12 protein-coding genes are annotated in these 12,288 nt (G+C 57.0%); all 12 read right to left on the reverse strand.

Translation table 11 applies throughout. The features are described 5' to 3' along the window. Window positions 1-23 precede the first annotated feature (23 nt). A complete protein-coding gene (locus tag HMPREF3016_RS06515; protein WP_048755020.1) occupies window positions 24-533 on the reverse strand; it encodes a MarR family winged helix-turn-helix transcriptional regulator in 510 nt (169 codons plus the stop codon). 221 nt (window positions 534-754) lie between these two features. Then, window positions 755-3,307: an ATP-dependent Clp protease ATP-binding subunit gene (locus HMPREF3016_RS06520; protein WP_013397971.1), complete on the reverse strand. Its 2,553-nt coding sequence runs from the start codon at window positions 3,305-3,307 to the stop codon at window positions 755-757. 547 nt (window positions 3,308-3,854) lie between these two features. Then, the gene (locus tag HMPREF3016_RS06525; protein ID WP_004005751.1) at window positions 3,855-4,214 is read right to left on the reverse strand and encodes a histone-like nucleoid-structuring protein Lsr2; all 360 of its coding nucleotides are present in this window, start codon (window positions 4,212-4,214) and stop codon (window positions 3,855-3,857) included. A gap of 172 nt (window positions 4,215-4,386) precedes the next feature. Further along, window positions 4,387-4,602: a hypothetical protein gene (locus HMPREF3016_RS06530; RefSeq protein WP_004005752.1), complete on the reverse strand. Its 216-nt coding sequence runs from the start codon at window positions 4,600-4,602 to the stop codon at window positions 4,387-4,389. 148 nt (window positions 4,603-4,750) lie between these two features. Beyond that, entirely contained in the window at window positions 4,751-6,283 is a 1,533-nt protein-coding gene (gene lysS, locus HMPREF3016_RS06535; RefSeq protein ID WP_238382396.1) for a lysine--tRNA ligase, read from the reverse strand. Between the two features lie 95 nt (window positions 6,284-6,378). Further along, window positions 6,379-7,326: a pantoate--beta-alanine ligase gene (panC, locus tag HMPREF3016_RS06540; RefSeq protein ID WP_048753177.1), complete on the reverse strand. Its 948-nt coding sequence runs from the start codon at window positions 7,324-7,326 to the stop codon at window positions 6,379-6,381. Next, window positions 7,323-8,279, reverse strand: coding sequence for a Rossmann-like and DUF2520 domain-containing protein (locus HMPREF3016_RS06545; RefSeq protein ID WP_070741424.1), 957 nt, complete (start codon window positions 8,277-8,279; stop codon window positions 7,323-7,325). Before HMPREF3016_RS06545 ends, panC begins: the two co-directional genes overlap by 4 nt. An 89-nt stretch (window positions 8,280-8,368) precedes the next feature. After that, entirely contained in the window at window positions 8,369-10,093 is a 1,725-nt protein-coding gene (locus tag HMPREF3016_RS06550) for a PH domain-containing protein (RefSeq protein WP_246828501.1), read from the reverse strand. Beyond that, window positions 10,093-10,668 (reverse strand): PH domain-containing protein, encoded by a 576-nt coding sequence (locus HMPREF3016_RS06555; RefSeq protein ID WP_246828502.1) that lies wholly within the window; start codon window positions 10,666-10,668, stop codon window positions 10,093-10,095. Before HMPREF3016_RS06555 ends, HMPREF3016_RS06550 begins: the two co-directional genes overlap by 1 nt. A 9-nt stretch (window positions 10,669-10,677) precedes the next feature. Next, on the reverse strand, window positions 10,678-11,211 hold the full coding sequence (locus HMPREF3016_RS06560) for a DUF3180 domain-containing protein (protein ID WP_004005758.1): 534 nt from the start codon (window positions 11,209-11,211) through the stop codon (window positions 10,678-10,680). Then, complete coding sequence (gene folK / locus HMPREF3016_RS06565; RefSeq protein WP_070741432.1) at window positions 11,208-11,810, reverse strand: 2-amino-4-hydroxy-6-hydroxymethyldihydropteridine diphosphokinase; 603 nt, start codon at window positions 11,808-11,810, stop codon at window positions 11,208-11,210. Before folK ends, HMPREF3016_RS06560 begins: the two co-directional genes overlap by 4 nt. A gap of 37 nt (window positions 11,811-11,847) precedes the next feature. Beyond that, on the reverse strand, window positions 11,848-12,282 hold the full coding sequence (gene folB / locus HMPREF3016_RS06570; protein WP_037231372.1) for a dihydroneopterin aldolase: 435 nt from the start codon (window positions 12,280-12,282) through the stop codon (window positions 11,848-11,850). Window positions 12,283-12,288: the final 6 nt, after the last annotated feature.

Below are 12,288 nucleotides of genomic sequence, written 5' to 3' on the forward strand. Positions count from 1 at the left end.
CATCGCGTTAAGCGCTCGTATGCCTATGCGCCCTTATGCTCAAGAAACCCGATAAGCCGGTCAAGCAGGTCTTGCAGCTGTTCACGCTCCTGTGAGGTGAATTCAGCGCTCATGGCACGCTCGACGGCGCGAACCTTCTCGTCAGCCTGAACAACCAGTTCTTCGCCCGCATCGGTGAGGGTCACGATATTCACGCGGCTATGAATTTCGGAGGGCACACGGGTAATCAGGCTTTTCGCATCCAGACGGGCAAGAATGGTGGCCATCGTCTGCGGGGTTACCGCTGCGGCACGCGCCAATTGCGCCGCAGACTGCCCGGGCACATAGTAGAGCGAAGTCATGGCGGCATACTGTGCGACGCTCAGATCGTACTCGCGCAGAACCTTAGATTTGACCGCCATCATCGCCTGCTCGGCGCGTTTAATCGACGACCCTATGCGCGACCGGGTTTCGGCGAGATAGGCTTCTTGCCCCTGTCCCGGCTGCGGAGGGTATTTTACAGACTGCTGTGATTTTTCCGATGATGCGGGCATGTACTAAGCATACTATCCCCCAGCGCCGTCTCGCTTTATTATTCACCGACATACACACTTATCAGAAGCGCAGCGATATTGGGAGGGGTACAGCAATAATTATCAGAAGCACGGCAAAAACACCCTGCACAACTAAGGCTTGTCCCCGAACCCTCACGCGAAGGATTCGGGGACAAGCCTTAGTTAGTAACTCCCGCAGGATTGCCTACAGGGGAAAGCCGCTAGTCAGAGGCCCCTCCGGTAATCTGCTCGGCTTCTTCCACGGCAGATTCCGCCATCTTATTGACGGTCTCCAGGGGTAAATCCCGCATCTGCTGCGAGGAGAAGACGAACTTCGCATCGTCGCCTTCACCCTCGACACCCACGGTAATCTTCTCGCCAGGCTTGATTTCGCCGAAGAGGATCTTCTCGGAGAGAGCATCCTCAATATTACGCTGCATTTCGCGGCGCAGCGGGCGGGCACCCATCGCCGGGTCGTAACCCTTCGAGGCCATGAGAACCTTTGCGGCATCCGTAAGCTCGATCGACATTTCCTGATCTGCCAGGCGCTTTGCCAATCGGCCCACAAAGAGATCCACAATCTGCAGAATCTCGTTCTCGGAGAGCTGCGGGAACACGATAATATCGTCCACACGGTTCAGGAACTCGGGGCGGAAGTGTTCCTTGAGGTTCTCCATCACGCGGGCCTGCATGCGCTCGTAATCGGCGTCGCCGTGATCCATCGCCTGGAAGCCCACGGGAACGCGACGGTTCACATCGCGTGAGCCGAGGTTCGTGGTCATAATGATCACGGTGTTCTTGAAGTCCACCACACGACCCTGTGAGTCGGTCAGGCGACCGTCTTCAAGAATCTGCAGCAGCGAGTTGAAGAGATCGGTGTGAGCCTTCTCGACCTCATCGAAGAGCACCACCGAGAACGGCTTGCGGCGCACCTTCTCGGTCAGCTGACCGCCCTCGTCGTAACCTACGTATCCGGGAGGCGCACCGAAGAGTCGAGACACGGTGTGCTTCTCCTGGTATTCGGACATATCCAGGGTAATTAGGGCGTCTTCATCGCCGAAGAGGAATTCTGCCAAAGCTTTCGCAAGCTCGGTCTTACCAACACCGGTTGGACCAGCGAAGATAAACGAACCACCGGGGCGGCGCGGATCCTTCAGACCGGCACGGGTGCGGCGAATCGCACGGGAGAGAGCCTTGATAGCGTTATCCTGGCCGATCACGCGCTTGTGCAGCTCGTCCTCCATCTTGATCAGACGCGAGGACTCTTCCTCGGTGATCTTGTACACCGGAACGCCGGTTGAGGATGCGAGCACCTCAGAGATAACCTCGGGGGTCACCTCGCCGAAAGCATCGCCGTTTTCGCGCCAAGCCTTCTCAGCCTCAGCCTTCTCGGCGAGTACCTTTTGCTCCTGATCGCGCAGCGCGGCGGCCTTCTCGTAATCCTGGCCCTTGATAGCGTCTTCCTTCTGCGTGCGCAGCTTAGACGCCTTCTCGTCAAGAATCTTAATCTCGGGCGGGGCGGTCATACGCTTGATGCGCAAGCGAGCGCCCGCCTCATCAATCAGGTCAACGGCCTTATCCGGCAAGAAGCGGTCGGAAATATAGCGTGCCGCCAAGTTCACGGCAGCCTCGATCGACTCGTCGGTAATGGTTACGCGGTGGTGAGCCTCGTACTTATCGCGCACGCCCTTGAGAATCTGCACGGCGAGCTCTTGGGAAGGCTCGTCCACCTGAATTGGCTGGAAGCGGCGTTCCAAGGCGGCATCCTTCTCAATGTGCTTGCGGTACTCGTCCAAGGTAGTGGCGCCAATGGTCTGCAGCTCACCGCGAGCCAGCATCGGCTTCAGGATGGAGGCAGCGTCGATAGCGCCCTCTGCGGCACCGGCACCGACGAGAGTGTGAATCTCGTCAATGAACAGGATAATGTCGCCGCGGGTGCGAATCTCCTTGAGCACCTTCTTGAGGCGTTCCTCAAAGTCACCGCGGTACCGGGAGCCCGCAACCAGGGAACCCAAATCCAGGGTGTACAGGTGCTTATCTTTGAGAGTTTCGGGAACATCGCCATGTACGATGGCCTGCGCCAAGCCCTCAACAACGGCGGTTTTACCAACACCGGGTTCACCAATAAGCACGGGGTTGTTCTTGGTACGGCGTGAGAGAACCTGCATCACGCGTTCCATCTCGTGGTGACGACCAATCACCGGGTCAAGCTGACCCTCGCGTGCGGCGGCGGTGAGGTTACGCCCGAACTGATCGAGAATCGTCGAACCCGCCGGGGTGCCCTCACGGGAGTTGCCTGCGCCCACACCGGCGGTTTCCTTATTCTCGTTGTTGCCGGGGTATCCGGAAATAAGATCCATGACGGCCTGGCGAACCTCGGCACCCTGCACGCCTACTTTGGAGAGAACCTGGTTTGCCACGCCCTCGGAGGCGCGCACCATACCCAGCAGGATATGTTCGGTGCCAATATAACCGTGGTTAAGCTGAATGGCCTCACGCATGGAAAGTTCGAGGACCTTCTTGGCGCGCGGGGTGAAGGGAATGTGACCGCTTGGCGCCTGGGGGCTGGGACCCACAATGCTCTGCACCTGTTCGCGCACGGCATTCAGGGTAACCCCGAGGGACTCAAGAGCACGGGCACCGATGCCCTCGCCCTCGTGAATCAGCCCGAGCAGCAGATGCTCGGTGCCGATGTAATTGTGGTTGAGCATGCGTGCTTCTTCTTGGGCAAGCACCACAACGCGCCGAGCTCGGTCGGTAAAGCGTTCAAACATTGCGCACTCCTTGGAAATTTTGCTTGATACTAGATTACGTGGAAAAGCGCGGCTACGGTGCACTGTTCGCCATCAAGAGAACGTCTGTGTCGCTATTTTTCGGGGAGCCTTTTACCGAGCCAAAACCGGGATGCGCATCGGGCGTTTCTCGACGGTCATAAACATTTTCATGAAACTTTTATCGGGCTCCATCAGAAGACCTAATATTGCTTTAGCTTATAGCAATACTAATGTACCTCCGCGCCCTTTACTAAAACGTTATAATTCTGCTTCGGTATTTAGATTCTTAGGAGACATTCTTGAGGATTGCTCTCATAAGATAACGGGGATTCCATAAACACCAAGAAAAGACCCGGGGCGATACCCGCCACGTGATTACCTAAATACATATCACGGGGCTAATAAAAAAGCCGGAAGATGATAGCTCTTCTCATGAAGGGCTTTTTCTAAAACCTCGTTATACAGAAGGCGGGATAACACTTGATGTGTCATCCCGCCTTCGGCAGATGAAATACCATCACAGAATTAGCGATGGTATCAATACTATTTACTTACCTTCTGCCTTCATAGCTGCGTAGTAAGCATCCTGAATTTCCTGGTGGATGCGACCGCGGTCAGAAACTTCGTGACCGTTTTCGCGTGCCCACTTACGAATTGCAGCGGTTTCAGGGTTACGCTTCACCGGAGCTGAAGAGCCACGACCACCGCGGGAACCGCGCTGGGAGGCGCCTACCTGAACGCGACGACCCTTAGATGCGAACGGACGAATTGCATCACGAAGACGAGCGGCATTAGCACTGGATAGGTCAATCTCGTAATGAGCTCCGTCGAGGCCGAATCGTACAGTCTCTTCTGCGGGACCACCATCAAGGTCGTCCTCAAGAATAATGCGCACCTTCTGTGCCATAGGGGTTTTCTCCTTAGTTTGGTTTATTGCTCCAACTATGAGTTTTACACTGCACGTTGTCACACTCTCTAATTTATCTCCTTCATAATAACAGAAATAAATGACTAATGACTACCAACATAGAGAATTCTAAGGAATGACACAGAATAGTGTTGTCATTTAACGGTTATATTTATTGACGCTCCGTTTTATTACCCGTTTTATCAGTACCAAAAGGATTTACCGTTCCTTGTGAACCCTTTACCTTCTCGTACCACTGTTGAGCGTCTTTTTCGACATCACGCTGTGCTGAACGTTCTGCGCGATCCGCCCGGTTAATCCAACGCAAAATGAAATATAACGCAATCCCGGCAAAAATAGGAGGCAGCAACGCAATCAAAATCTCCATGAAAATCCCTCACAACCTTTCGTGCTGATGACAGCATACCCGATAGCGCAAAATGCCGCCCGATAACGCATACACGTTACGAACGGCATCTACGGTTTAACGCGGTTTACAGACCTTTACGAAAGAAAAGCCTTGATCAAGCCCGAAATTACGACTCCGGTTTCATCAGCGGGAACAAAATAGTTTCACGAATACCCGGCTGACGCACCACGGTTCCAGGGCGTTCAGGATCCTGCTCACCCGCCAAAAGCATAATCAGACGGTCAACACCCAGCCCGAGACCGCCCATCGGCGGTGCACCGTGCTCCAGAGCGCGCAAGAAGTCCTCATCAAGTTCCATCGCCTCGTCATCGCCCGCAGCGGCCTTATGGGACTGCTCAGTCAAACGCTCGCGCTGAATCACAGGGTCGATCAGCTCAGAGAACGCGGTACCGCGCTCCATACCGCCAATAATCAGATCCCACGCCTCAATCGTGCGGGAACCATCGCGGTTTGGCCGCGCCAGAGGCTGGGCGCTTGGCGGGTAGTTATACACAAAGGTCGGGTTCAGCAGAGTCGGCTCCACAATTTCACCGAAAAGCTCAATCACAAGTTTCTCAGCATCCCAGGCGGGATCAACCTCAACCTCATGCTTGGCGGCGATCTCGCGCAGCGTCTCAGCGGGGGTGTCCGGGGTTATTTCAACGCCCACGGCCTCAGACAGTCCGGGGTAGACGCTCAGCCACGCCCACTCACCGCCCAGGTCGATCGTGCCGTCCTCAGTCTCAATCGCGGTAACCCCGAGCTCCTGTGCGCACGCAACAATAATCTCCTGCATGCGCTCAGCCATTACGTACTGATCGGCGTAGGCTTCGTAGCATTCCAGGGTTGTAAATTCGGGGCTGTGCGTCGAATCCACGCCCTCGTTGCGGAATACGCGACCAATTTCGTAGACTCGCTCAATACCGCCCACCACGGCACGCTTGAGCGGAAGTTCGGTGGCGATGCGCATCGTCATAGGCTGGTCGAAGGCATTCAGGTGGGTGCGGAACGGGCGAGCCGTCGCGCCGCCGTGCACCAGCTGCAGCACCGGGGTTTCCAGCTCAATATAGCCATGATCTTCCAACACGCGGCGCACAGTGCGGGTAATCAGAGCGCGCTTTTTCACCAGGTCACGTGCCTCAGGGCGAACCATCAAGTCCAGGTAGCGACGGCGCACCCGAGTTTCCTCGTTCAAATCCTTGTGCAGCACGGGCATGGGGCGAATCGACTTCGCGGCCATCCTCCACTCACGCACCATAATCGACAGTTCGCCGCGGCGAGAGACCACCACGCGGCCGGTCACATACACGTGATCGCCCAAATCCACCAGGGATTTCCAGTCGGCAAGCGACTGTTCACCAACCTCATTGAGCGAGAGCATCGCCTGAATGCGGTCGCCATTCGTACCCGCCTGCAGGGATGCAAAGCAGAGTTTACCGGTATTGCGCACGAACACAACACGACCCGGCACGTGCACCACATGGTCGGTTTCATCCCCGGCGGTGAGCTCGCCGGACTCTAATTTCGGGTCGTATTGAGCGCGAATATCGGCGATATGATCCGGTTCGATGCGCTTGCCTTCGGCATCCAGAAGCCCAACGGGATACGCTTCACCCGCGGTCTCCAGGAACTTAGCGCGCTTCTCCAAGCGAATCTTCATTTGCTCGGACATATCTGCAATGGCCGGTGTGGCGCTCTGCTCGTTGCTCAAAAGGTACCTATCTCGTGTTTTAGGAGGTCAAATGTGACGGTTTGCTACAGCAAATCCATGTTGTCGATCAAGCGTGTGGAACCCACATATGCCGCAACTAGTGCGAGCACCCGCTCGGAATCAGCGGTCGGCGGCTGGAAATTGCTCGGATCCACAAGCTCCAGGTAGTCCAGGCGCACACCCTCGGTTGAGTTAATACGTGCCCGTGCACTCTCTAGATCAATGCTCTCAAACCCGCGGTTCAGCGAGTTTTCGCGCATCAACGCAAGGGTTCGGGAAATCACCAGCGCAGCTTCGCGTTCCTGCTCGCTGAGGAATTCATTCCGTGAGGAAAGAGCCAAGCCGTCGTCGTCACGCACAATAGCGACAGGACGCAGGGTAATGTCGTGGTTGAAGTCGTGAATCATGCGCTGCACGAGCAAAACCTGCTGGGCATCCTTCTGCCCGAAGTAAGCGTTAACCTCGTGCGAACCCGCGGCGGGGCGCACAATATTGAAGAGCTTATTCACAACGGTGAGCACGCCGTCGAAGTGTCCGGGGCGGGTGATTCCCTCAAATTTGTTGCCCAGTTCGCCGCTGGAAATGCGAATAAGCGGCTCGCCTTCGGGATACATTTCATCCACGGAGGGCGCGAAGATAATATTGACGCCCGCATCGGCGGCGACCTGCGCATCCGTTTCCAGGGCGCGCGGGTATTTGTCATAGTCTTCGTTGGGGCCGAATTGAAGCGGGTTAACAAAGATCGACGCCACCACAACATCGTTCTGTTCACTCGCGCGGCGCAAAAGCGTGGCGTGCCCTGCATGCAGAGCACCCATCGTAGGTACATACCCGAGCGTAGCGCTGCGGTACTGCACCTCGCCTTCCTGTTCGGCGGCTTCGGCACGGGCGCGCTCATTCAGCCGTTCCTGGGCGGCAGCAAGCGCCTCCGCAATAGCGGAGCGAAGCTCGGTAATAGTCGTGACGATGCGGGGCATCGAGGTCTCAGTCATGACGAGAACTCCTTATCGTCAGGCATCGCACCGGATTGACGCGTGCCCGTGGTGTGGGTTCGCAGGGTAGATTCAATCCGAGCCTTCTGGTCGTCGTTTAATAAGTTTCTATTATGCGCCCTAGATGCGGTTGCGCGCACCATGGCGGCATATGAGTCAGCGATATCCTGTGTATTTTCGTGGTCGGTGTACTCTACCAGCGCATTAAGATGCGCATCCAGGGTACCTGCATCGCCGCGTGCCACGGGACCGGTTAGCGCGCCTTCGCCACTCGCAAGCGCGTTATCGACGGTCGCACGAACCAGCGGACCGAGGTAACGCGCCGGGTCTTCAATACCGATACTAGCAAGCATCTGCTGGGACTGTCCCAAAAGTGTGACGAGATGGTTCGAGGCATGCGCCAGTGCGGCGTGATAAAGCGCACGATCGGCTTCGGCAACGTGGACGGGTTCACCGCCCATTTCAACGACGAGCGCCTGAGCTATAGGGATAAAAGGCGCAGGCCCGGTCACGGCAAAGCTCGTACCGGTGAGTCGTTGTAAATCCAGGGACAAACCGGTGAAAGTCATGGCGGGGTGAATCGCCAAGCCGATAGCGCCCAATGTGGTTGCGGGAGCGAAAATATCGGTGCCGTGCCGCCCGGAGGTGTGCACAAGCAACTGCCCACTGGTTAAGGACCCGGAAGATGCCAAATACTCGATCAGACCAGCCAATTCATCGTCGGGGACAGCCAACAGCAGCAGCTCGCTGCGTTCGGCAATCTGTTCCACCTCAAGGAGCGGTACGCCGGGTAAGAGCACATCCGCCCGTTCTTGAGAAGCTTCAGAAACCGCATGCACACCCACCAGGGAATGCCCGGCAGCGCGCAGGGCGGCACCGAGCACAGCGCCAACTTTACCGGCGCTGATAACGCCGATTCCGAGGCGTGCGGGTTTCAGATGATTCGTGGTCACACTCTTAATTATATGAGGTACAGCAAAATCGGCGTGTTTTTCAGCGTTCACCAGGTGCGTCGAAGATCATGGCGGATCGTTACAGGGAATTATGCCGAAGGCGATGTGTAATAGGCCCGGGTGCCGTCAGTACGGGCGATGATCTCGGCGGCAATGCGTTCGGCATCGTGCGCCTCTAGGTTCTGGACGGTGGGTTTAACCGGTCCCGGAACGCTGCCTAAACTTATGCATGCGGTTTTGAGGATGCGATTGAGCGGCCCCTGCGACCACTGCACCACGAGCACCTGCCGCTCGGGGACTACCGAGAGGAACCGCAGCAGGCAGCCGCCACGCAGCAAGAGAAGATCCCGGGTGGGGGCGTGTCCCGGGGTTTGCAGCTCACGGTTCTGCTGATCATCGACACCCGCTTGTTCGGTATTCACCCGCGCGAAGCCGTCACGCCGGAAGGTGAGCGGGTTAAGCCAGCGTGTCCGGCGCGGTGCTGTCACCACGCCTAACTCGCGGCTGTCGGCGGGGTTGTACCTTGATGATTCCATGACCGCCTGCACGGTTTCGAGGCTGTGCGGTGAAACATTCGGCAGCAGCAGGTGAAGAAGCCGCTGCATTTCGCGGGCGGTGCCCACGGGCAGGGCGGTGTTGCGGGTAAATAAGTCGTCGGATGAACCCTCCGTATTTACCGCCACGCCCGCAATATTGACCACCACCCGGTACCACCCGAAGGGCTTCCACAGCAGGGGCTGTTCGATCTTGAGGGCTTGAATACGCTGCGGGAACAGGGTTTGCGTATGCGTTCCCGTGAATCCGTAGGTGATACGCAGGCTGTCGCCGCGCGCATCCGAAGTGTTCTGGCGGATGCGCTCCACCGTGAAATTTGCGCCCTGATCGAAGCTGCTCCACAGCTGCCAGAGAAAACCGAGAATTGGAATCAGGGACGGAAAAATAAACTGCGATATCTGTCCCAACTCCTTTTGGGGGTTCATCAGCCACCCCATGATCGTAACGCTCACCCAGATAATCGCTACCGGAAGTGCCCACAGGAGCGAACTGAGCACAATCGCGGCAAGAACCCGCAGATTGGGGACTTTGAGGAGCAACCGTTCCGGCTTGTAGCCTGCTTCTGCCTGCTGCTCCCCTGCAAGGTCCGCCTCCTGAGCCTTCTCAGCCGGAGCATTCACAGCATCGGCGAACTCTGACCTATTGGCGGCACGCAGGGTACTCACCCTGCGCAGCAGGCGTTCCTGCAAATTCTGCGCTTTCGCATGCGAGAGGTATTTGATATGCAGGGCTTCTTCGGCACCGTCCGCAGCCTCAAGCCGAAGCTCGGACAGCCCCAAAATACGGGCGACAAGTGAGCGTGAAATATCGACGCTTTGCACGCTTTCCAGGCGAATCTGCCGCTGTTTCTTGAAAAATATTCCGTTGTGGCGGTATACCGAATGCGCGCTCACACTGTAGCGGGTAAACGCCCACGAAAGAATACTTCCGCCAAAAATAAGGACCGCCGCAGCACCGTAGCCATACAGCATTACCGGGTTATGTCCAACGTGGTTCAGCAGATATTCGGGCAGCTGCCGCAGAATATTCCAGTAATCATTCTCGGCATTATTTTTGAAGGAATTCTTAATATAATCCCACGCGAGATAAATAATAAACGCGACGAAAACCCATATGTTCATGATGAACGTGCGCGCATCGGTACGCCACCACGTGAGAGTCTCCGCAGCTTCATCCGGGGCTATCTGGTGTTCAGAAGTGTTAGAAGACTCGACAGAACGCACGTCCTGGTTATTCGAGTTTCGGGGTTCCTGTGTCATTACAGCGCCGCCATGCGTTCATCGGCGCGGCGTATCAAAAGCTCGCGCAGCTGCTGCCCACGTTCAGTGGGAATACCGTACAGCGTCACCTTAGAAGCGGTCACCCCAGCGGTGCGGATCGTCAGACGCACCAGGTGATGAGCACGCTCCAAGGGACCGGAATCTACATCTACATACTGGATGCGCCCATACGGAATGGACGTCACATGCCGAAACAGCAACCCCTGGCGCGCCATCAGATGGTTGGGGCGCAGACTATAACCCAGCGCTCGGGTGCGGCGCGGTAGCAGCGCCGCCCACCAGATGCCCCACACCACCAGGACAGCGGCGATCGCCCCAGTAAGAGCGGGCAGCCACGTGGTTTTGGGCAGAACGCCGGAGGAACGCATCATCTCAAACATCACGGTCAGCGCCGCAAAAACGCCTACCAGCGTGATAAAAAACCCTACGACGCGTATTAGCTGAATCTTGGTATATGAAGGATGCGCGCGCACCCACTCATCCTCAGTCGTGGTCACCGAGCTCTCACCCTCGTGCGAGAAAGAAGCATCCTCAGCATGTGAAAGTTGTGACATACATACCCTCTATCGTCGATCGCTCGTACGGGAGTATCCGTCAGCGGCAAGCTTACCCGAATTCGAACCGCCCGAAGACGAATTACCGTCCGGATCATCCGGCGGAATACGGCACAGATACTGCGCCCACAACCCGCCCGCCAGCAGCAGCACAGCACCAACCAGATTCACCACAGTAGACCAGAAAAACCCGGGAATACCGCGAGCGCTCGCCAGCGCTACATCGTAGACAATAAGCCCGAGCATCCAGCCCGCCAGCAGCGCCCCGGTCAAAATCGCGCCCTGCGCACACGCCAAAGTACGCGCAGCCATGAGAGAGTTCATGGATTTCGCTTTGCGCCGGGTCTCAACATTGCGAAAACGCGCCACCTGAAACGCAAACCAGAGCGTAATACCCGCTATTACCACGCAAATCAGTGCCACCACAGGCGACATCGCGAGCTCACCGCCGCCAGCGTTCACCACCAGATTATTCAGGATCGTTGCAGCAACAAGCCCCAGCGCCACGGCACACGCAATAACGGATATTCGGATGGGCTTCATACGCCCTCGCTTTCAGCACCACTATCAAATAGGTTCTTGGGCAAATTCATGTCTCGCATAAATCGTACCGCGTTAACCCCCGCCCGTTCATCGGCTGCGCGTACCCTGCGAGCTAAATCAGCAACGAGATGCCGGGTCTGTTCGCCCGTAGCGGCATCACGAGAGGGTATTACCGCCTGCGGGTTTGCCTGTTCCCACGGAACCAGCACGAAAGCGCGCTCATGCGCACGCGGATGCGGCAGCGTCAGAACCGGGTCATCGCTGACAAGGTCGTCATAGCTAATAACGTCAATATCGAGAGTGCGCGGGCCCCATCGCACAAGCCGCACCCGGTGGTGATGCGCCTCCACCTGCTGGCACAGCACTAACAGCGCGTAGGGGTCAAGGCTTGTGTGTACTTCAAGGACGGCGTTGATATAGTCCGGTTGGTCGGCGGGGCCGCCCACCGGTTCCGTCACATACAGCCCAGAGGCACGCACTAGCCGCACTGCACCCCCGCTAAGATGCACGAGATCGGCGGCGGCCTGCTCTAACGTGGTTTCGCTCTCGCCCAGGTTTGATCCCAGAGCCAGCACCGCCGTATGCGCTAACGCGTCCATGCCGGGCGCAGGGTGCGATTGGTTCGCGTTCGGTACATTACCCACGCGCGCAGGCACCCTTTCCGCCCTGAATCTGCGTGCCTTCACGCTCCCGGAATACGGTCACTGCCACGTTCCCGAAGGTCACCTCAATCGGGGCCTTCGGTTTATTGACGGTCACCTCAAGGGCATGCACATACGCGCATTCGTCCAGAATGTTCTGGGCGATACGCACGGCAAGAGTCTCAATCAGATCGAGGGACTCCCCCACAATATGCGTGCGGATAATCTCGGCAACTTCCGCATAGTTCGTGGTTTGGGCGAGGTCGTCGGTTGCAGCAGCCTGCGTGAAGTCGGTGTACAAAACCGTATCTACCACGAAGGGCTGACCTTCACGTTTCTCAAAATCAAGCGCTCCGTGAAAACCCACGGCGGCAACACCGGTCAGGGTAATGCGGTCGCAGGAGGCATAGGCGTGCGCTGGGTTCGGCATGGTGTT

The organism is Rothia sp. HMSC065D02, from assembly GCF_001815285.1.
Lineage (GTDB): Bacteria > Actinomycetota > Actinomycetes > Actinomycetales > Micrococcaceae > Rothia > Rothia dentocariosa.

What these genes read in the sequence shown, in the direction of transcription:
- HMPREF3016_RS06515 (WP_048755020.1), bottom strand. Translation starts at nt 533, where the DNA reads ATGCCCGCATCATCGGAAAAATCACAGCAGTCTGTAAAATACCCTCCG.
- HMPREF3016_RS06520 (WP_013397971.1), bottom strand. Translation starts at nt 3,307, where the DNA reads ATGTTTGAACGCTTTACCGACCGAGCTCGGCGCGTTGTGGTGCTTGCC.
- HMPREF3016_RS06525 (WP_004005751.1), bottom strand. Translation starts at nt 4,214, where the DNA reads ATGGCACAGAAGGTGCGCATTATTCTTGAGGACGACCTTGATGGTGGT.
- HMPREF3016_RS06530 (WP_004005752.1), bottom strand. Translation starts at nt 4,602, where the DNA reads ATGGAGATTTTGATTGCGTTGCTGCCTCCTATTTTTGCCGGGATTGCG.
- lysS (WP_238382396.1), bottom strand. Translation starts at nt 6,283, where the DNA reads ATGAAGATTCGCTTGGAGAAGCGCGCTAAGTTCCTGGAGACCGCGGGT.
- panC (WP_048753177.1), bottom strand. Translation starts at nt 7,326, where the DNA reads ATGACTGAGACCTCGATGCCCCGCATCGTCACGACTATTACCGAGCTT.
- HMPREF3016_RS06550 (WP_246828501.1), bottom strand. Translation starts at nt 10,093, where the DNA reads ATGACACAGGAACCCCGAAACTCGAATAACCAGGACGTGCGTTCTGTC.
- HMPREF3016_RS06555 (WP_246828502.1), bottom strand. Translation starts at nt 10,668, where the DNA reads ATGTCACAACTTTCACATGCTGAGGATGCTTCTTTCTCGCACGAGGGT.
- HMPREF3016_RS06560 (WP_004005758.1), bottom strand. Translation starts at nt 11,211, where the DNA reads ATGAAGCCCATCCGAATATCCGTTATTGCGTGTGCCGTGGCGCTGGGG.
- folK (WP_070741432.1), bottom strand. Translation starts at nt 11,810, where the DNA reads ATGGACGCGTTAGCGCATACGGCGGTGCTGGCTCTGGGATCAAACCTG.
- folB (WP_037231372.1), bottom strand. Translation starts at nt 12,282, where the DNA reads ATGCCGAACCCAGCGCACGCCTATGCCTCCTGCGACCGCATTACCCTG.